This is a genomic window from Buttiauxella sp. S19-1, assembly GCF_022134725.1.
In the GTDB taxonomy this organism is placed as follows: Bacteria; Pseudomonadota; Gammaproteobacteria; order Enterobacterales; family Enterobacteriaceae; genus Buttiauxella; species Buttiauxella ferragutiae.
In genome coordinates this window covers 46301-65955 of the sequence record NZ_JAHWLU010000003.1, presented here as the reverse complement: position 1 = coordinate 65955, position 19655 = coordinate 46301, and the positions used below count along the sequence as shown (strand labels likewise).

The 19655-nt window shown below is 49.1% G+C and carries 28 protein-coding genes; 22 read left to right on the top strand and 6 right to left on the bottom strand.

Annotated elements, in window-relative coordinates; genetic code table 11:
- Positions 1–34 precede the first annotated feature (34 nt).
- The 4 genes from MES37_RS01525 to MES37_RS01510 are packed head-to-tail and all read right to left on the bottom strand — an operon-like array spanning position 35 to position 1389.
- Positions 35–226, bottom strand: coding sequence for a hypothetical protein (locus MES37_RS01525; protein ID WP_237929955.1), 192 nt, complete (start codon positions 224–226; stop codon positions 35–37).
- Between the two features lie 40 nt (positions 227–266).
- Entirely contained in the window at positions 267–542 is a 276-nt protein-coding gene (locus tag MES37_RS01520; RefSeq protein ID WP_237929954.1) for a hypothetical protein, read from the bottom strand.
- Between the two features lie 39 nt (positions 543–581).
- Positions 582–1055, bottom strand: a complete 474-nt coding sequence (locus MES37_RS01515; protein WP_237929953.1) for a glycoside hydrolase family protein — start codon at positions 1053–1055, stop codon at positions 582–584.
- Positions 1039–1389 carry a phage holin family protein gene (locus MES37_RS01510; RefSeq protein WP_237929952.1) on the bottom strand — a complete coding sequence of 117 codons (351 nt, stop codon included), beginning with the start codon at positions 1387–1389 and terminating at the stop codon, positions 1039–1041. The genes MES37_RS01515 and MES37_RS01510 overlap by 17 nt, the downstream gene beginning before the upstream one ends.
- Positions 1390–1558: 169 nt before the next feature.
- Here MES37_RS01510 and MES37_RS01505 point away from each other — a divergent pair, with 169 nt between their 5' ends.
- Positions 1559–1849, top strand: coding sequence for a DUF2622 domain-containing protein (locus tag MES37_RS01505; RefSeq protein WP_237929951.1), 291 nt, complete (start codon positions 1559–1561; stop codon positions 1847–1849).
- Here the strand turns inward: MES37_RS01505 and MES37_RS01500 are convergent.
- Both MES37_RS01500 and MES37_RS01495 read right to left on the bottom strand, forming a co-directional pair.
- On the bottom strand, positions 1839–2093 hold the full coding sequence (locus tag MES37_RS01500) for a hypothetical protein (RefSeq protein WP_237929950.1): 255 nt from the start codon (positions 2091–2093) through the stop codon (positions 1839–1841). The two genes, MES37_RS01505 and MES37_RS01500, sit on opposite strands and share 11 nt — an antisense overlap.
- A 109-nt stretch (positions 2094–2202) precedes the next feature.
- On the bottom strand, positions 2203–2601 hold the full coding sequence (locus MES37_RS01495; protein ID WP_237929949.1) for a hypothetical protein: 399 nt from the start codon (positions 2599–2601) through the stop codon (positions 2203–2205).
- A gap of 182 nt (positions 2602–2783) precedes the next feature.
- Here MES37_RS01495 and MES37_RS01490 point away from each other — a divergent pair, with 182 nt between their 5' ends.
- From MES37_RS01490 to MES37_RS01395, 21 genes are all read left to right on the top strand, one after another.
- On the top strand, positions 2784–3044 hold the full coding sequence (locus MES37_RS01490; protein ID WP_237929948.1) for a transcriptional regulator: 261 nt from the start codon (positions 2784–2786) through the stop codon (positions 3042–3044).
- Entirely contained in the window at positions 3041–3523 is a 483-nt protein-coding gene (locus MES37_RS01485; protein WP_237929947.1) for a toxin YdaT family protein, read from the top strand. The genes MES37_RS01490 and MES37_RS01485 overlap by 4 nt, the downstream gene beginning before the upstream one ends.
- Before the next feature lie 51 nt (positions 3524–3574).
- Positions 3575–4351 carry a DnaT-like ssDNA-binding domain-containing protein gene (locus MES37_RS01480; protein ID WP_237929946.1) on the top strand — a complete coding sequence of 259 codons (777 nt, stop codon included), beginning with the start codon at positions 3575–3577 and terminating at the stop codon, positions 4349–4351.
- Positions 4352–4449: 98 nt separating this feature from the next.
- Entirely contained in the window at positions 4450–6069 is a 1620-nt protein-coding gene (locus MES37_RS01475) for a DUF4942 domain-containing protein (protein ID WP_237929945.1), read from the top strand.
- Between the two features lie 9 nt (positions 6070–6078).
- On the top strand, positions 6079–6723 hold the full coding sequence (locus MES37_RS01470) for an antitermination protein (RefSeq protein WP_237929944.1): 645 nt from the start codon (positions 6079–6081) through the stop codon (positions 6721–6723).
- A 364-nt stretch (positions 6724–7087) separates the two neighbouring features.
- Positions 7088–7507 carry a hypothetical protein gene (locus MES37_RS01465; protein WP_237929943.1) on the top strand — a complete coding sequence of 140 codons (420 nt, stop codon included), beginning with the start codon at positions 7088–7090 and terminating at the stop codon, positions 7505–7507.
- A gap of 17 nt (positions 7508–7524) precedes the next feature.
- Positions 7525–7809: a hypothetical protein gene (locus MES37_RS01460; protein ID WP_237929942.1), complete on the top strand. Its 285-nt coding sequence runs from the start codon at positions 7525–7527 to the stop codon at positions 7807–7809.
- Complete coding sequence (locus MES37_RS24710; RefSeq protein ID WP_273693534.1) at positions 7802–7933, top strand: hypothetical protein; 132 nt, start codon at positions 7802–7804, stop codon at positions 7931–7933. Before MES37_RS01460 ends, MES37_RS24710 begins: the two co-directional genes overlap by 8 nt.
- A gap of 278 nt (positions 7934–8211) precedes the next feature.
- Positions 8212–8547, top strand: coding sequence for a hypothetical protein (locus tag MES37_RS01455; protein WP_237929941.1), 336 nt, complete (start codon positions 8212–8214; stop codon positions 8545–8547).
- 124 nt (positions 8548–8671) lie between these two features.
- Positions 8672–11647: a RecE family exodeoxyribonuclease gene (locus tag MES37_RS01450; RefSeq protein WP_237929940.1), complete on the top strand. Its 2976-nt coding sequence runs from the start codon at positions 8672–8674 to the stop codon at positions 11645–11647.
- Between the two features lie 11 nt (positions 11648–11658).
- Positions 11659–12777, top strand: a complete 1119-nt coding sequence (locus MES37_RS01445) for a RecT family recombinase (RefSeq protein WP_237929939.1) — start codon at positions 11659–11661, stop codon at positions 12775–12777.
- A 37-nt stretch (positions 12778–12814) separates the two neighbouring features.
- Entirely contained in the window at positions 12815–13579 is a 765-nt protein-coding gene (locus tag MES37_RS01440) for an ATP-binding protein (protein WP_237929938.1), read from the top strand.
- Between the two features lie 189 nt (positions 13580–13768).
- Complete coding sequence (locus tag MES37_RS01435) at positions 13769–14107, top strand: hypothetical protein (protein WP_237929937.1); 339 nt, start codon at positions 13769–13771, stop codon at positions 14105–14107.
- Positions 14097–14309 (top strand): hypothetical protein, encoded by a 213-nt coding sequence (locus MES37_RS01430; protein WP_237929936.1) that lies wholly within the window; start codon positions 14097–14099, stop codon positions 14307–14309. Before MES37_RS01435 ends, MES37_RS01430 begins: the two co-directional genes overlap by 11 nt.
- Positions 14302–14913, top strand: coding sequence for a hypothetical protein (locus MES37_RS01425; protein ID WP_237929935.1), 612 nt, complete (start codon positions 14302–14304; stop codon positions 14911–14913). Before MES37_RS01430 ends, MES37_RS01425 begins: the two co-directional genes overlap by 8 nt.
- Entirely contained in the window at positions 14906–15406 is a 501-nt protein-coding gene (locus tag MES37_RS01420; protein ID WP_237929934.1) for a class I SAM-dependent methyltransferase, read from the top strand. Before MES37_RS01425 ends, MES37_RS01420 begins: the two co-directional genes overlap by 8 nt.
- The gene (locus tag MES37_RS01415) at positions 15403–15669 is read left to right on the top strand and encodes a hypothetical protein (RefSeq protein WP_237929933.1); all 267 of its coding nucleotides are present in this window, start codon (positions 15403–15405) and stop codon (positions 15667–15669) included. Before MES37_RS01420 ends, MES37_RS01415 begins: the two co-directional genes overlap by 4 nt.
- Complete coding sequence (locus MES37_RS01410; RefSeq protein WP_237929932.1) at positions 15666–17651, top strand: DNA cytosine methyltransferase; 1986 nt, start codon at positions 15666–15668, stop codon at positions 17649–17651. The genes MES37_RS01415 and MES37_RS01410 overlap by 4 nt, the downstream gene beginning before the upstream one ends.
- On the top strand, positions 17648–18064 hold the full coding sequence (locus tag MES37_RS01405) for a hypothetical protein (RefSeq protein ID WP_237929931.1): 417 nt from the start codon (positions 17648–17650) through the stop codon (positions 18062–18064). Before MES37_RS01410 ends, MES37_RS01405 begins: the two co-directional genes overlap by 4 nt.
- Positions 18065–18149: 85 nt before the next feature.
- Positions 18150–18410 carry an excisionase gene (locus MES37_RS01400; protein ID WP_237929930.1) on the top strand — a complete coding sequence of 87 codons (261 nt, stop codon included), beginning with the start codon at positions 18150–18152 and terminating at the stop codon, positions 18408–18410.
- Positions 18388–19530 carry a tyrosine-type recombinase/integrase gene (locus MES37_RS01395; protein ID WP_237929929.1) on the top strand — a complete coding sequence of 381 codons (1143 nt, stop codon included), beginning with the start codon at positions 18388–18390 and terminating at the stop codon, positions 19528–19530. Before MES37_RS01400 ends, MES37_RS01395 begins: the two co-directional genes overlap by 23 nt.
- Positions 19531–19655: the final 125 nt, after the last annotated feature.

The window sequence follows — 19655 nt, the reverse complement described above, 5'->3', positions numbered from 1 at the left end:
TCACAGGCACTCATTGAATGCCTGTTGTAATGCCCTAATCCTTGATGAACTCATCCGTTTGAATGACGATTTCGCCAGTGAGCAGCATGGCACTGTTGACATCGACAAAAACTGAGGCATGAGGATTAGCATTTTCATTCAACCACTTAATCAGTGGCTTGGCTGCTTGCTCAAAGCTGGCGCTGTTGTAACGCTGTTTTGTAACTTCCTGCTCTACTTTTTCCATGTTTATTTACCTTTCTGGTGCTAAGGGAAAACCTGCTCAGCTATTCGGCTGGTTGTGGACAGACTATTTGCTCCAGCGCCGCATCGGCCTGGCTCTGCTGCTGCTTTTTGGCAGCAAGATTTGCGGCAGCCGCTGCTGTGGTTGCGGTAGAAGCCGCCAGCGCGACTTCGGCATGTTCGAACTGGCGGTCGGCGCTTTGTTTCGCGCTCATGGCTTCGCGTTCAGTTTTTTGCTCTGATTTAAGCTGGTCACTGGTACACGCGGATAGCAAGCACGCCAATGTCACGCCAGTTAAGACGATAATTACTTTTTTCATTTGGGTTTTTACCTGGTTAGATGCGGGTGAACATCCGGATTAGAAATTGTAGGTCGGTTGCCACTGGCCTGATTTCATCACAGCAGCATGACGTTGAGCGCGATCGGGAGTTTGTTTTGCCCAGGTGCTATCCAGCATTTGACTGGCGGCTTCGCTCCAGTTCTCAGCTTCAATTGCTTTCAACATGTTTTTAAAGCCAGCGACACCACTTACGCCCATCTGATACGCCATTGAGGTGAGAATATCGAAACGTGGTTGATTGCAGTGAGGAAGCGCTGGCGCAATGACGCTATTGCTTTTCATACTGGATACAGTGGTATCCACCAGCGATTGAAGCCAGGCGTCAATTGTGGGCTGGGTAAGCGTAAAGGTGTAATGTCCAATCGGAGCACCCTGAGGGCCAAGCTTGAAACCTACGCCAGTTGTGGGATAACCCAAGCTATCAATATACGGTTTAGTTTTTGTCCCTTCTTCCTGTTCTAATAACAAAATAATTTCACTTTTCTGATTCATCATTTTTCACCAGATTATTTTTGCGTGAGTCCCACGCACCAAGTACAGCGGCACGAATACGATCCGCACCGATAAAACCGACCAGCATGCCAACCAACGGCATCCACTCTTCGTGTAAACCTGTCTTACGCATGACAGCCAGAACGCTTAATGTGATTGCGATCGCCAGAACGCCTGCAAAGGTAGAAGCACACCAGCCTTTGCCGTCTTTCATGGCAGACCATAACGCAGCAAGGAAAGCAGTAAGGCTTCCCCAACTGGCATACGGATGACTCAGCAGCCATGCGCCGGCTGCTGACAACCAGCCGAGCAATCCGGGTTCTTTTTCGATCATGTTTTCACCTTGCCAGGATTGCGGGCAGAAAAAAGCCCCAGCAAATGCCAGGGCCATATGTTGCGAGAAATGCTAAAGAACGAGGCCGTCAGACCATTGATCTGGTGGCATTATACCCCGACTGATATCGTTGCGCTGCGAAAGTAACCACATCAAACGAGAGGTAATTATGGCGCTTTATATTGCAAGGATTGAGCTTACTGATGCAGGCAGCGAAAACTATGAATCATTGCACGAAGCAATGGATTCAGTAGGGTTCTCAAGAGAGTTTCTTTATCCAGACGGGTCATGGCACCAACTTCCAACAGGCACGTATGTAGGAGTCAGGTTGGATTCGGAGATTGAGCCAATCAGAAACAGCCTGATTAGCATCGCCAAGCGAGAATCCCCAGGCGATCCTCTTGTGATTGTTTGTGAAATTGAAAAATGGGGGGCTTATCTCCCGAACTCTAACTCTTAGTTTTATCCCACACGCCGAGGCGGTCAGTGTCTTCCACTCCATTGACCGTTTTTTTTTGCTCTTCTGGTGCGTTGTCAAACTGGTATAGCTCTAAAAAACCCTCAGCAATCTGACGGCCCAACTCTTTATGTGTGATGGGTGGTTTGTTGCACATCACGCTTCCACTACGAGGTACAGTGATTAGTGAGGCCATAGCCTGATATGCAGCTTGTTTTGCATCTTCGGGTAAGTCTTGAAATTTCATGTTTTCTCCAAATAAAAAAGCCCGCTGTCAGTAGCGGGCTTTTGCATGGGTATAACTTGTCGAGCTTGTGGAGAAGATTAGAGCAAATTTATTCAGCAGACAAGAAATGTTAAGTTTTTTTTAGTTCTATTTTAGCTGGGTCAATCCCGAATTTTGCCAAGTATTCTTTCACTCTTTCGTCATAGAAGCGCTTCTTGTCTTCCATTTGCTTGATAATTTCATCGACTTCCGCATCTGGAAGCTCTTTAGCCAGCTCCACTAACTTAAGTTGCCTAAAATCGAAATTTTTAGTTGCTGCATGCTCCGGTTCTTCTGATGGGTAGGGCTTATCAAGATATCCAACTGGCATCCCGTAAGTGCCCTCAAGTCTGCGCGCAGCCTTGGCACCAAAGGTAGTTCGTCCAGACATGAGTTGTGAGATATAGCTACTCTCTTCCCTAGGTATGGTTTTATCGCTAAACCATTCTCTTAGTCTTTGTTGCCGAATTGGTCTGATATCAACTTTCATATAATCACTTGTTATTTCTTGATATTCGTTCAAAAAAGACCTCGAAAACCAAGCGTAATATAGCTCGAGGTGAATAATATTCTATGTGTAAAGTTTAGCAATACGAAAATTTCAGGCAACCCCTTCACACAAAACTTAAAAACAACTAAAATACACTAAGTACAAACCAACAGAGACTACATATGGACTTTAAAACCTATTACGACAACCTAGAGCGTGGTGAGCGAATGAAGCTTGCTAAAGAACTTGGTGTTTACCTGGGATCCCTTTCCCAAATGGCATCGGGCTATACGAAGATCCCACCAGCACGAGCACTTGCGATTGAGTTGGCCACTCGAGGAGAAGTAACACGCAAGGAACTGCTTCCGAATGATTGGGAAAAGTATTGGCTTCCGAGCGAGCTAGATCATACAGACGTTCTTCGACGAGAGGTTGAACAATGAAAATCAACCTACCAGCCCTCTGTTCTACACTCAGTAGTTGGTCACGCGAAATCACTCAATTCAAGGCAACCATGCTGATTACGAAGGCATATGTTGATCTCGGAATGGCCTACCCAACAGAGCTAAGTAGAATCGAATACGATGACGGAACGGTCGATCATCAGGCACTTACCAACAATAACCAGAATATTTTTCACCGCTGGCGTAAATGTAATACTGAAGACCAAATCAAAAAATTAACTGCACTGGCACCAGCAATAATCGAAGCCATGCCAACTTATCTTCGCGACATGATAACCAACGGAGATAGCCTTGAATTTCAGACCGCGAGACTTTTAAAAGAGCATACCGATGTATTGAATGCGATTTTACTTGGCTCTCCATTGCCTGATTTTGAGAAAGAATGCGCCGAATTCGAAATCGCTTATGCCAGTGCAAAAAAAGCATACCGTTTTAAGCAGCAGAGACATGACCACTGATCAACCGTTTTAAAAGTGTAACGCTATGTGCGTTACACAACTGAGGTTTATATGGCATCAAACTGGATAAAGGTTGAGGTAATTACACCCGACAAACCAGAGATATTCAGGCTGGCTGAAACATTGAACATCGATCCTGATGCCGCATTGGGTAAAGCCATTCGGTTTTGGGTTTGGGCCGACCAGCAAACAATCGACGGCAACGCAAAGTGTAACGCTAATGGCGTTACAAAAAATGCAATTGATCGCATCACATTCATGCGTGGTTTCGCTGATGCCCTGATTCAAGTGGGTTGGCTATACGAAACAGAAGGTGTACTGACTTTACCGAACTTCGACCGTCATAATGGGGAAAGTTCTAAAAAACGGGCACTTACGAATAGAAGGGTTACAGAATATCGCGATAAGAAACCCAAAGGTAACGCTAAGAGCGTTACAGAAGGCGATCAAAAAGCGTTACCAGAGGAAGAGGAAGAAGTAAAAGAAAGAGAGAGAGAGGCGCGCGAGCAGCCTGTGGATAACTCATGCCCGAAATTTTCGATGCAACCTGATTGGCTCCCTGGTGATGATTTTGCCATCCAGTCTGCAGCATGGGGACACGATATCGGGGTTGCCCCTGGATACACCTCTGCCCAGCTCCAGCAATTTCGAGATTACTGGCTCCCTGAGACGGCCCTGAAATATCAATCGCAGTGGGAAATGTCTTTTGCCGAAAGTCTTTCCCGACAAAAAATCAGCTCAGGCAGTACACCTGGGGCCCAGGGCGTAAACTCGATCCCTGAACCTGACAGAACGATCCCAACAGGCTTTCGTGGTGGAACTGATTGAAAAATATAAATATTTATTGATTTAATACTATCCATAGGCAGGTAATAAAGTAGGATGTATATGAAAAACAATTACTTAGCCACCAAGAGACATGACCAATGACCAGTGAAATTTTTAATACCGGCGAATTTTTCGCACCAACGCCGAACGACCTCGTAGAAAACCTGATGGGGAGATACACCTTCGAACGTCAAAAAATAGAGTCGCTGGCGGTGATTCTGAACGATGACGACGCTCAAGTGGCAATAGACCACTTCATGAGTGGGAATCAGCGTGACAAGCGTTACACGAACCACACAGCCCTTTCAGTTTTATTCGCCCGTGATGGCGCTATTTCCCATCTGAACGCAGCTTACTGGCAGAAGGCGCTTCTGCTAACCGATGTTCTGGACGTAATGCCTGCTGCGCGCCGTGAGGAGTGGAACGAAAATATTCTCGAAATGCGGACACCAGAATTCGAGGAAGAAACTGTCAGGACAACGCTGTTTGATATGCTCAATTCCCGCAACAGATTTTTCGGCGAGCGTGTGGACGGTATTTTCAAATCGCTATCAGGCGAGCACGTCACGAACAGACCCGAAGGATTCAGCAAACGCATGATCCTCTCTGGTGTTTACGACCAGTGGGGGATGACCAATTACAAAATGGTTAATCAGGTGCTGGATTTACGGCAGGTAATCGCAAAGTTCATGGGCAGGCCGGAACCGTCATACGAACTGACGAACAAAGCACTGAAAACAGCACGCGATTACCCCGGTGAATGGATGTCAATCGATGGTGGCGAAATGCGGCTCAGAGCTTACCTGAAAGGGACTGCGCACTTTGAGGTTCATCCGGATATAGCCTGGCGTCTGAACTGTATTCTTGCCAGTCTGTATCCGTTAGCGATCCCTCCAGAATTTCGGGCTAAACCGAAGAAAAAAATCAAAGACTTTGTGTTGATGCAAAACGCCCTTCCCGTCGCCGTGTTGCAAGACATGTGTCTGCTTGAGATCGGTGAATACAAGCCGCGTCAACGCAACAAGTATGACGAACCAGTCGAGCCTAAAACTCGAAACCCATACAACCGTACTTTCCGCGGGTATGACGAAGACCGTCGCGTTCGTGCTGAGTCAGAGAGAATACTCTCGACTATTGGCGGCACCAAACTGTACAGCGGGAGCTGGTCCTGGTGGGAGTTCGAGTACGATCCGACCCGAGTCCTGGCTGAAATAATCGCATCCGGCTGCGTCCCTGACGATAAGAGTCACCAGTTTTACCCTACTCCACCAGCGCTGGCTGAATACTGCGTTCAACTGGCTGGCATCGAGGAAGATCATAATTGCCTTGAACCGAGCGCCGGCCACGGAAATATTGCGGAATTTATGCCCCAGGACCAGACAATTTGCGTGGAAATATCTTCGCTCAAATGCCAGGTGCTCGCCAGTAAAGGCTGCAGGGTTTATGAAGCTGATTTTTTAAAGTGGGCGCAGAACGGAGGCTGTTTTGACCGAATCGTTATGAATCCCCCATTCAGCGACGGCCGCGCCCTCCTCCACTTGCAAACTGCCGCATCTTTAACGAAGACGGGATCCCGCATTGTTGCAATCCTTCCAGGCAGCATGCGGAACAAAGACGTGCTCTCTCAAGACTGGAACTGCACATGGTCAGAACCGCGTTCAGGGGAATTTACAGGGACCAGTGTATCTGTGGTTATTCTCACCGCAGAACGCCAGTAGGGAGAAATTATGCGTCTTAAATACGCCATAACAATCGGCGATCCTAAATCAGCTCAGATTGTTGCATACCAGGCCAGAGATACTGGTAAGAGCCATTTACAACGCGACGATATTGTCGCGTCGCTGGGTATCACTCAGGCGCGGTGCAGAGCTGGACTGTCACTCATTTACGCAAAATACACGAAAGACATTAGCGCGGCAGAAACCGCGCTCAACGAGCTACAAATTTATGCGAAAACGGTCACAAAAAAATATCTGTTCCATTATTCCGGGCCAAGTTTGCGCGTTGCCGCTTCGGTTGTCGCTATGCTTGTTCTTGAAGATTTTTGCAGAACCGTAGATACACCAGGCGCGAAATGTCATTGCGGGGGAAAAGGGCAAATTCGCGATTTAAAAGAATCAAAGAAGCTGGGAATGGCGGTATCTAAAGTATGTCACCGCTGCAAAGGAAGTGGCCTCAAGCCGCTTACCCACACGCGGTGTCATCACGCGATAACAGCACTGATTCCGATATCTCAATCAACATATTCCCGACACTGGAGGCCGTTCTATGACGACCTTCTGGCTTGGTGCTATCGGCAAGAATCCATAGCTGAGTGGAGCTATAACTCGATTACGTCGCTAAATCCGTTGCATCTTGAGTCTGGAGACTGACAGGCAAACATTTTGGACGAGTAGAGGAATATGCACTCTTAATGGAGTGCGCTACTTAAGTCAAATCGAGGTCGCAGGCCATGACGCTTCAAACCGTAAGAAGTATAGCTTCCCTGTTAGCATCTTATTCCTTATCTAACATGCAGCGCGAAATACTAAATGGTGATGATATCAGAGACTTATTAGTAAGAATGCAGAGTAGCAATCCAGATGTACGAGATAAAGCGAGAAAAAAATTACTTAACACAATATTTGAAGAACTACACAAAAACTAAAATCAACTAAAAAACACTAAACAAAAAGTTGCCTTTTTAGGTAAAACAACTAAAATAACCCTATAGCAAACAACTATAGGGTTTCAAAAATGGTCATCACCATCCTAAACGCGAAGTCAGAAATTGACGTTATTATCCCCGCCTGCATCCCGCACGACAGCGCAATCCAGGCTGCAAAAACCGCAGTACGTGAAGCAGCTCTACACGACATCAAGCTCACAGCAGTAGATGAAGATGGCGAAAGCGTCTTTGATGCTGAATTCGAAATGCTCATTCAGTTCATTCCGCATGCTCGCCGCATAGCTTCCGACATCAAAGACAATCCGGCAGCCGTTCCAATGTTCTTGTCAGGTTCCCCGCAGTTAGCCGATCTGATTTCCAGCGCAATCACTGAGTATTTTCAAAAGCAGATTGCTATCGGGCAAGAATACCTGGCAATGCCTGAATCAAAACGCCAGAAAATGCGCGAGCAGCTTTTCGGCATGATGTTCAGCAGCACCGCGGCTTAATTAAAGAGACATGACCAATGACCAATAAAATTAGCTTTGAAGTAACTGCGTCTGATGCATCTATTAAACCGGATGACTATCGTAATATTCGTGTTGAAGTTGATGGCATTGCAATTAGCGACCTCCTGGAATCAATTGAAGATAACGCTTCAATTCTTGAAGAAATCGGTGAAGAAAAAATTGCCGATTGGATCTCCGAAGAAAATAAATTGGCTGAATTACTCAACCATTTCGATGACGTTGATCTTGCCGATTATTTAAAAAATAAAGGTTGGGTATTTGCGGAGGCAGTAAATGCGTAATCCAATGTCCGACTGGAAGCGTAAACCTGTTCAGGTACAGGCCGTTCGCCTCCCGCTGTTCTGGGCGTTGGTTCGCCGCTTCTGTTACCTGTTAGCACAGAAGGGTGACCCTAGCATTCAATAAATGTAGTACGGCCAGCCAGCGGTGCCGTCAAACACTGGCAGTTAGTTGACCGCTTCAAGCACTCGACGACCCTCAGGCGGGGCAATTGACGGAACCCGGAAAGACGGGGCAAAAAATGGCTGTAGGGGAAATCTGTTAATTCAGATTACGAACGAACCGGAGACCAGCCATTAATTGCCACATCCGAAATCATCAATTAATTATGGTGATTCCCGATGTAGCAAAATTAAATATGCCAGAAATGGCAGGGTATTCTATTAACTGAAATGAGGTTATTTATGGAACATATTAAAGTTGAGCTGAAAACAATTAACACCATTTTCCCATCTGTTGCCGAGGCATTCGTTAATGATTCCTTGGTGGCTTATATCTGCGAAAACAAAGACGCTAATCGCGAATCAAAACCTCAGTCTGTTGTTTTGACTACCGGAGAAAATCTTGGGGATTATTGCTGTATTAAATGCGCTGTGAAAGCGATTGCTAAAAAACACTTAGGTGAGGATGGAATATATATCGCAGGCGACAATCCCTTAGCTCAATTCGGTGCGTTTGGAATGCTACTTGCTGCGCTTGCTGAACTGCCGACAGAAAAAAGCCCGCACGAGGCGGGCTGATTCCAGATTTAACATCTCTCGATGTGCCGGTCGGGGACCAACCCGACCGTCAGAGACATGACCAATGACCACCGAGGCGACCACTGGACGCCTCATATTCTACACAGTTTTGAGGAAAAGTGTAATGAGCGATATGCCGCAAGAAATTGCCCTGTATCAGAAGGTAAAAAACGAGAGTGCCAGAAAGCGCTTGAACATTAAGGCTGCGTTCTTCTGGTGTACCAGTAAGAAAGAAAGCCTGGCTCAATCTCGTATGGCGCTGGCGCTCGACGAGGCTGGTTTTAACGATGACGATTTCGCAAAGCCTGTCCGCGTTAATCTTCCCATTGTCAGCGACCTGCCTTTAGAGGGTGTGCTTGATACCACGTTCTGTGACCGTTACCAGATTGGCGATGACGGTATGACGTTCGGTTTAATTCTAGGAGCAGCACCGCTCGGCGTCCACAATAATGAAAAAGTTGTGGCCGGTACCGATTCAACCGTTGAGGATGCCAATACAGCAATTGCTCCCCTTGACGCCACTCTTCCCGACCCGATAAACGAAGATAGCCAGGGCGCAAATGCCACGCTGCCAGATGAGCAAGCAACACCTGAGCTTAGAACCGTCCCCACCCTGCCCTTCCGCCAACGCGTTCTGGCCCATTTACTGAGCAGTGAATATCGTTATCACGTACATGTTGATCGCGGCGAAATGAAAGAAATCATCCGGCTCGAAATGGATACGGATGAAACGTACGCGCAGAACCTGTTGCTTGCATGCGCGAATATTGAGGCGCTACACACCTACCCAGATTTCAATCTGTATACGGCAATTGATGCAGTAAAAAATGTCTTCCCGGTTGGCAACAAAGCCCCCCTGCTGGGTGATTTTATTGCGTTTTTGACGAAGTACGTGGCAACCGATCATATCGACCGCAAGTTGATGATTCAGGCATGGATTAAAGGGGATCGTAATTTCGTCGTTAAACGTAACGATGCTGGCTTAAATGCTGGTGGCAATGTCCTCACCGACCGTGGAGTGGGTATCAATCACGATATGCAATCCCTGTCGCTTGATGTTGCTCTGGGCAAGCTGGCCCGCTCTATGGATTTCGATATCTACAACCTGGAAGGCCCGGTTTACCGCCGCGCTAAGGAAATACGTGATACGAAGCCAAACTACGATGATGAATATCTCGCCTGGCTGGGCAAGGTGCGCAAAATTGCCGGCGTTCTGGATTATTCCCGCGCCTCAATAATCGCCATGATTAAGACTGCGCCCGACGATATCTGGCGTACGCCTGGTGCTCTGCAGGGTTACATCAATTCATTCCTGACCGAAACCGATCACGCCAACCCATTATCTGAAATTGTTGCTGCAGCATGCGGAACACCACCAACCAGCAGTAATGAAAGTCAACCGAAGGTCACAAATCTTGGTGACGGTAAATTTTCTATTGATGGGTTAATCAATTCCCCGGCACCGGAAACCGCCTCAAATGGCGGCGAAAAAGAAGAAGTAGCGCTTACGGAGAACACCAGCGATGTGCAGATTCAAGAAGATAACAGTGATGAAATCCAGGCTGGTGATGCGCTGCAGCCAGGCGAAAGCAGTGTGGTCATTAGTGAAGAAATCGCTCCCGTAATTCCGGATGCAGCTGAAATTCTTGCCGCTAATGCTCCTCACTTGGCTAACCATAACGAAGTCGATGTAAACCAAAATACCGATTTTGTCGCCCATAATGACGATTCTGTAAACCAGGTTGAACCAGCTGCACCCGAAATCATGCCAGAAGTAGATAAAGTCGAACCAGTTGTGCCGGAATCTTCGTGGCCGACATTCTTTGAGCCTGGCCGCTATGAAGATATACCAAACGATGTATATCACGGTTCGAACGGTGTCAGCAGCACCATGCTGAAAGACGCTCGCGTCAGTCTTATGTACTTCAATGGCCGCCACGTTATCAAGACGATCCCCCGCGAGCAGAGCGATGCACTACTGCGCGGCAACATCATCCATACGTACGTGCTGGAGCCAGAGAAATTCGCCGATGAGTTTGGTTTCCCTGAGGATATGCCTGATGAGGTGCTGTGCACCAGTAGCGACTTCGTTGCGATTATCAAAGAGTACAACGCCAGCCTACCAGCGCTTAAAACCCCTGATGAGCTTAAGCAATGGATCGAGTCGTACAACAGCGAGTTAACACCACCTCTTTCTGTCAGCGGAAACATGGATGAGACAGGGCAACTGTATGCCTCCTTGCCAGAGAAGTTTCAACGGCTGCCGGAAAGTGGCAAGCATACCTCGGCGACCATGAAAGCTTGCATCAAGGAATATAACGCCAGCTTGCCTCCGCTGCTTAAAACCAGCGGTTCTCGCGAGCAGCTGCTCGACCAGATCGCCACCGTTGCGCCAGACGTTGCAGAAGCCGAACGCGCCAAATTTCTGCCTTACAACATTAGCGGCACTAAAGAGCAACTGACAGAAGTCGTTAAAGCCATTCGCCCGAATGCAGTGACCGCTGAGGATTTCCATAAACAGCAGGAAGTGTTGTGCCAAGGCAAGACCATGATCAGCCTGGACATGTACGAGCAGGCCAAGAATATCAGCGCTGCCCTCCAGCAACATCCCGGAGCAAGTCGCTTACTGAACCACCCTTCCCGCAAATCCGAAGTGAGCTATTTCGGCATCGATGACGATACCGGCCTGGAACTGCGCGTTCGTCCTGATGCAGAAGTGACAATCGGCACCGTACGCATCGGTGGCGACCTGAAAACCCTGGGCATCCAGAACGTGAAACAGGAGCGCCTGCGTGACCGCATTCACCGCGAAATTATCGAACGGGACTACCACCTGAGCGCCGCCATGTACTGCGATGTCGCCTCGCTGGACCAGTTTTTCTGGATTTTCGTTAACAAAGAGCCGGGTTACCACTGGGTTGCGGTAGTAGAAGCGTCCTCCGAAATGCTTGAGCTTGGACGACTGGAATATAAGCGCACCCTCAACCTAATCAATGACGCGTACGAATCCGGTAACTGGCCTGCCCCGATTGCCGAAGATTACACCGACGAATTGAATGATTTTGACCTGCGCCGTCTTGAAAACCTGCGCACTGCATAAGGAGCCAGAGAATGAAAAGTATTATCGAAGTTGATAGTCAAGCACCAAACACTGTATCCGCCAGCAATGCTGTTTTTAATGTAGGTGCACTGACTCAATTAACCAGCTTTGCAAACCTTATGGCTGATTCTACGGTCGCGGTACCGGAACACCTAGTGGGGAAACCTGCGGATTGTATGGCAATTGTGATGCAGGCCATGCAGTGGGGTATGAACCCTTATGCAGTTGCCCAGAAAACGCATCTTGTCAGCGGAAAGCTTGGGTATGAAGCACAACTTGTGAATGCAGTTATATCCAGTTCCAACGCCATTTCTGGCCGATTCCATTATGAATACGGCGGTGACTGGTCTAAGTGCTCCAGCACAAAAGAAATCACGGTAAAAAAGAAAGGACGCAATGGGGAGTATTCATCTACTGAACGCGTTCGTGGCTGGTCTGATGCAGATGAGGTGGGCCTATATATCCGTGTCGGTGCCGTTCTGCGCGGAGAGAAAGAAATAACCTGGGGTGAAAAAATTCACCTCTCCAGTGTCGTAATTCGAAATTCCCCGCTTTGGGTTTCTAACCCCAAGCAGCAAATAGCCTATCTCGCGCTCAAATACTGGTCGCGTCTCTATTGTCCTGACGTGATTCTGGGTGTGTACACACCCGACGAACTGGAGCAACGCCAGGAGAAAGAAGTCAATCCGATGCCTGAACCACAGGAGCGAGTGAACCTGCATGATATTGGCGATGAGGTCGTTGTGACCCATGAGCATTCAGTTAGTAGCGAAGAAAAGGCTGACATTGAAGTGACTGCCCAGGACTTCCGCGAATCCATTGATGCGGCTGAAACAGCGGAAGAAGCTCGCGGAATTGGCGAAGAAGTTGATGCAATGAAGGTGATTCTTGGGGTCGATCTTCATACCGAATTGCGTAACAAAGCGGTGAAACGTTATCACCAGATAATCGCCCAGACCAAAATCAGCGCGCTCATTAATGACCTTCCAAATTCTGACGAACCTGATGCCCCGCAGCGCTTTGCCGACCTTGAGCAAAGCTTGCAGGCAGCTAAGTCGCGCCTTGGGGCTGACCTTTATGAGGGTTTCACCATCACCCTTGCTGATATGAAACCTGAATATTGCAGCTGATAACAACGGCCCGCTACGGCGGGCCAGGAGCACCTGTATGGGCAACGATAAATTCAAAGGGATTAAGGCTGTGGGCAAGGATTTGTTAAATCGAATTAAGCAATACGCGGGCGGAGCTGAACCAATATTTAAAACGCGTGAAGAATGGCAGCAATGGATGTCCAGGCAAGAAAAGCAATCCGCTAAAGCTGTAAACAGCCAGAACCGGGGCGTAAAGACTGAAAATCTGGTCGTACGTTCAGGCATTACAGACTTATATCGCACCTGCACATTCGCCACTTACAAGGTGACGAACGACGGCCAGCGAATCGCCCTTTCGTACGCCAAGAGCTATGCAGATGGTTTTGGTACCGGATTTGCCAGTTTCATTTTTGCGGGTTCAGTCGGTACCGGGAAAACCCACCTGGCGGCGGCAATCGGTAACAAGCTGATTCGGCACGACAAGAAAGTCGTACTGATCACTATCTCCGACCTGCTGCTGAAAGTTCGTGAATGCTACGCGCAGAACAAGTCCGAATCCGGACTCATTGACACGTTATGCCGCTGTGACCTGCTCATTCTCGATGATGTAGGCATGCAACGTGGCAAGACAAACGAAGCGGTTTTACTCAACCAAATTATTAACAGGAGGTCATCAGAATTTAAGCCAACCGGGATTACAACCAACCTGAATTTTGCCGGATTATCCGCGCTGCTCGGTGAGCGCATCCTCGATCGTCTCAAGATGGACCAGGGGATTTGGGTGAATTTTGGATGGGAAAGTTACAGATCAAACGTAACCCACAAAAATTTCAAAAAGTGAGACATGACCAATGACTAATCAAAAACCAACTCGTAGGCGCAGCAAGCGACACTGCCGTCAAATTGTTCGATTTATGGCAGCAAGCCTTATCCCTATTCCCGTACAACCTGGCGATAACCAAATTTTCGATGAATGTCGCCACCATTGGCGTGGTTATCAGGTTCACAAAATTTTCGGGAGTGCACGAGCATGACCCAATTCTATGCAAATGGCGTGGTGGATAACGGCCAAGAATGCGAACAAGTCTCTGATGAGATTGCTCAGTTCTGGACTGTTTACGAACGCAAGTCAGACGGCACCAGCCAGGCTCTTTGCGATTGTGACAACCCAGAGCATGCAGTCCTGGCAGCTGAGCGGCTTAACGAATTGGCTGATCGCATTGCCGAGCTAACCCGCGCTATGCAATTCGCAGTCAACCCAAGTTTGTGGTGTGAGCGCGACGACAACATTTATCAGTATCGCGGCAAAGTTTGGTTCGCGGATGTACTGGAACAAGCGCTAAGCAAGGAGGCTGGCAATGCCAAGTAAAAAACCGCCAATGACCCACTCGGGTGTCATCGTTACAAAAGATGGTCGCAAGCGCATGAAACTACGCATGACCGCAACAACATGGTGTAGCTCCGCAGGCAAAGGATATTACAAAACGGACGGTACCCGCTGCGGTACCCCGTCATCAAAAAATCGTTTGCTGCTGGACACCATCAAGCCACTGGAGGCCAACGATGCGTGAACGTGGAATGATTTTCAATGCTGAAATGGTGCGAGCCATCCTCAACGGCAGCAAGACGCAGACCAGGCGAGTTTTTAAAAAACAACCTGATGAAGATGGGGTGTCATGCCTGGAGGGTCGTTGGTTCGATTCTTCAGAAACACGCCATGATAATCCCTTCGGCAAAGTTGGTGACCATATCTGGGTGCGGGAGACGTTCACACCATTTCCCGGTCAAGGAGATGGCGCGAAATATCTATATCGTGCCGACGCTGATGACGACGGTTCTGTTCCGTATTTAGTGAGCAACGCAGGTGGTTTTGGCGGAGGCGTAGGCAACTCCACTCCTGAAAGATGGGTGCCTTCAATCCATATGCCGCGAACTGCCAGCCGTATCTTGCTTGAAATCATCGGCGTTCGCCTTGAGCAGTTGATTGATATATCAGAAGAGGACGCGCAGGCAGAAGGTGTTACACCGTCACAGAACTCATTAACCCCACCAGAAGCGCTTTACCGCGTAGGTTTTGCGAACTTGTGGCGTGATTTTTACGGTGAGGAAAATTGGGACTCCAAACCGTGGGTATGGGTAATTGAGTTCAAGCGCGTGGAGGTCAGCAATGACTAACTCACTCGAAGCGCAGGGAATGCCGTCAATTCTCGACATGTGCTGCGGCTCCCGCATGTTTTGGCTGGATAAGCACGATGACCGGGCTGTGTTCACTGATATTCGCAGCGAAGAGCATACGCTTTGCGACGGTCGCCGCCTTGTCATTCGTCCTGACCTGATTGCCTCGTTCCGCGCATTGCCGTTTGCTAACGATTCTTTCCCGGTTGTCGTCTTTGATCCGCCACACCTTGAGCGCGTCGGCGATAACGCCTGGATGGGCAAGAAGTACGGGAAGTTGAACAAAGAAACGTGGCGCGATGATTTGCGCGCCGGGTTCGCTGAGGCGTTCAGGGTGTTGTGGCCACACGGCGTGCTGATTTTCAAATGGAACGAAACGCAGATACCAGTTAGCCAGATTCTGGAGCTTACACCAGAGAAACCGATAATCGGGCAGCGCACTGGTAAGAACGACAAAACTCACTGGATTATTTTCGTGAAGGAGGTTGCATGACCTCTACCCCGCAACTTGAGTACGCCGTTCGCCGCATCGTCGAGCTTGAAAACCTGCTGCATGTTGATGTGCCAGAGAAAACAGTCTGGCCGCAAGAAGCAATGATGGTTCTTAGCGAAGTTCCTTTAAGCGGTGAGCTTTCTCCTGCAAGCAAGGAAAAGCTGCTTTATCACGTTAACCGTATGTGGCTTGAGCGCCTGCCACTTCCATCCATCGTTTCTGCGGCCAATGCGTTGGCAGCAGCACTGAGCAACCGAAAATGAACGAAATCATTGTTGATAATTTTGCTGGCGGTGGCGGTGCAAGCACCGGCATCGAGCTGGCGATCGGGCGCAGTGTGGATGTGGCAATCAACCATGATCCCCACGCAATCGCCATGCACGAGACAAACCATCCCGGCACTCTTCATTATTGCGAGAGCGTCTTCGATATCAACCCGGCAGTCGCAACTGCCGGCAAGCCTGTCGGGTTGGCGTGGTTCAGCCCGGACTGTCGTCATTTCAGCAAAGCGAAAGGTGCTAAGCCAGTTGAGAAGGAAATTCGTGGACTGGCGTGGATTGCCGTTCGCTGGGCGCTGGACGTTGGCCCCCGAGTCATGATGCTGGAGAACGTCGAAGAATTTAAGACCTGGGGACCGCTGCTGGCTGTTGAAATGCGCCCGGATCCAGCGCGCATCGGCGAAACCTTCCGCGCTTTCGTTGCAATGCTGTCCACCGGGATTGCAACTGATCACCCTGCCCTTGCTGAGGTATGCGAATTTTTGAAAATTTCTGCTGATAGCCAGGACGCTCAAAGGCTAATTCGCGGTCTGGGCTACATCGTCGATTACCGGGAACTGCGCGCCAGCGACTACGGTACCCCGACAATTCGCAAGCGCTTCTTTATGGTCATGCGCCGGGACGGTCGCCCGGTCGTCTGGCCCGATATCACCCACGGCGACCCGGCATCAGCAACGGTGAAGTCAGGCAGCCTGAAACCATGGAGAACCGCGGCAGAATGTATCGACTGGTCGATCCCCTGCCCGTCAATCTTTGAGCGGAAAAAATCACTAGCGGAAAATACCCTGCGCCGCGTGGCGCGTGGCATCCAGCGATTCGTCCTGAACAACGCAAACCCATTCATCGTTAAATGCAATCACACCAGCGGCAAAGGCAATTACGACTGCTTCCGGGGCCAGGCAATCACCGGACCATTGCAGACGATCACGAAGAAACATGGCTACGCGGTCGTGGTACCGCACCTCACAAAATTCCGTAGTGGCTCAACCGGGCAGCTCGTTACGGATCCTGCACCAACGATTACGGCGGGAACATCTGCACGCCCAGGTGGTAATGGGCATGCTCTCGGTATGGTTGAGGCTATGCTCACTCCGTTCATAGCTGGTAATGGCGGAAGCGAATACCAGGCTAAACCTCGCCAGGTCACAAAACCAGCACATACAATCCTCAAACAATCCCGCGCATGTGTCATTACTCCGGTTATCGCACGACAGTTCGGTAACAGCGTCGGCCACGCGGCGAACTCGCCAAGTGGCACCATCACGGCTGGCGGCGGCGGTAAATCACAGCTGGTAACGCCCACCCTGATCCAAATGGGCTACGGTGAACGCCCCGGCCAAGCGCCGCGTGTATTAAAACTCGAAAACCCATTGGGAACGGTTACCGCTGGAGGCGGCAAGTTTGCCGTCACAACCGCGTTCCTGGCTAAGCACTACGGCGGAAACTACACCGGGCCAGGCATTTGCGTTGATGAACCAGCCCATGCAGTGACGACCGTCGATCATCACGCCCTGGTAACTTCTCACCTGGTGATGCTGCGCGGCACCTGCAAGGACGGTCGCGTTGTTGATGCCCCGGCCCCCGGTCTTACGGCAGGCGGCCTGCACGTTGGCAACGTTGAAACTACGATGACAACCGAAGAAGGTGGCGAATACCCGCATGCAGCAGCTGTTCGGGAGTTTCTGCGGGAATATTGCGGGGAAGACGTTTCTGAGTTCGTGGAGATAGACGGTATCACCTACCGGATTGTTGATATCGGTATGCGCATGCTACAGCCCCGTGAGTTGTACTCCTGCCAGGGGTTTCCTGATTGGTACATCATTGATATGGACTATCGCGGTACCCGCTACGCAAAAGACAAACAAGTTGCGCGCTGTGGCAATGCCGTTCCCCCGCCATTCGCCGAGGCACTTGTTCGGGCAAACCTGCCCGAATTATGCGTCGTAAAAGAGGATGTCGCAGCATGAAAAAATCGTCCTGCATGTTTTGCGGCGGACTGGCCACTTTACTTTGTGACGGTCTGATCGGTTGGGATGCTGACGAAGATGAAAACGGTTATCTGCAGAACTGCAGGGGTATGTTCACCTGCGACGCACCGATGTGCCGCGCCTGTGGAACCTGGCAGAACAACGTATTTTTCGATGGAAAAGTGAGATTTGCTGACACACGCGACCTTTGTCCTATATGCCAGAAGTTGCACATTGCAGGCCAGCGCATACGCATCGCAGAACACCGTAAGGATTCAGCTATACCCGAACCCTGCCTAACGGCAAACCAGGCAACAATCATCCGTGCTGCACATTGGGCAACAGCCTCCAGCGATCACGTAAAGGGGCTAAAAATAGAGCAAGGAGGTGGGCAGCGTAGCTTCGATTTTTAGCTGAAATACCAACCTGATTATTGATAATCAACCCCGACCGTCAGCCGGGCAGTACACTCGGCGGCGGTCATGCAGAGACATGACCATGGCAAAAACCGTTCTCATTCAGGATTGGGCAAGTGGCCCAAATGGATTTGGGTACCCTCAAAAACAATCCCGTTTGAATCACCTGGCAAAAACCGGGCAAATATCACCTCCAGCAAGAAAAGATGGAAAAAAATGGGTGGTTGATGAAGATGCCGTTTTTATAGGTTGCGTCGGGAAAATAAAAATTTCCCGTAACTTGCCGGATAAAGCGAAATCACTGGTTGAGAGAACTATCAATGGGCGCACCGCGGAAACATAACATCAATATTGAAAACCTTTATGTGAAACTCGATAAGCGCAATAACAAAGTCTATTGGCAATATAAAGATCCATTAACTCAAAAATGGCAAAGCTTTGGTACTGATGAAGCCATAGCAAAGGCCGCAGCGATTGAGCTGAATCGTATATTTGCGGATCAGCAAGTAGAGCAGAGCTTCGCGCTCATTGATATTGCTAGGCGAAAGCAAAAGAACCCAGTGCCTATCGAATTGAGATTTAAAGATTGGGTTGAAAAATACGTTTCTATTGTGGAGAAAAGAAACGCTAAAGGTGAGATTTCCGACGCCAGCGCTTATGAACGCAAACGTGCAGCTAATATTCTGTGTTCCCGCATTGCAAATACCTCCCTGTGCAGGGTCGGTTCAAGGGAAATGGCTGCAATTCTCGAAGAGTATATTGATGAGGGTAAAAACAGTATGGCTAAACATCTTCGTTCAAGCTGGACCGATATATTTAAAGAGGCTCAGTTCGCTGGTGAGGTTCCACCTGGATTCAACCCGGTACTATCCACCCGGAAACCTAAAGTCGAAGTAACCCGAGCGCGTTTACAGTTCGATGACTGGGTTAAAATACTCGAAGCAGCAAGGGTCCGTTATTCCCCTTGGGCATATAATGCCCTGCGCCTGGCACTGATGACTGGGCAAAGACTTTCGGACATTCTGCACATGAAATTTAAGGATATAAAAGACGGGTATTTGTACGTCATTCAGGGAAAAACCGGAAGTAAAATCGCCCTTCCATTATCACTTCGCTGTGAGGCTGTTGGGCTGACACTCGAAGAGGTCGTCAATCATTGCCGTGACCAAACTTTAAGTCCATATCTGGTGCATCATTCAGGTGAAACCTCAAGAGCAAAGGCCGGAAAAACTATCAACAAAGCAACAGCAAGCACGATGTTTTCACGCTGTCGGGAAGATGCTGGGATCGAAACACCAGAAGGGAAAACGCCCGTTTCATTTCATGAACAGCGTTCGCTTGCTGAACGTCTGTACAAAAAACAGGGGATCAATACGCAAGAATTGCTGGGACATAAATCAGCTGCGATGACACAGCTGTATCATGATGAACGCGATGACGGATGGACTTTCATTGCGGTCTGATTTGCATACAGTCTTGGGGAAGAGTTTTGGGGGGGTTTTGGGGAAGAGTTAAGGAAGGGATGAAACTGTTATAGGTTTATGCTGGCAGTCTGTTTCTTAAACCCAGGTGTGGCAAGGCTTACAAT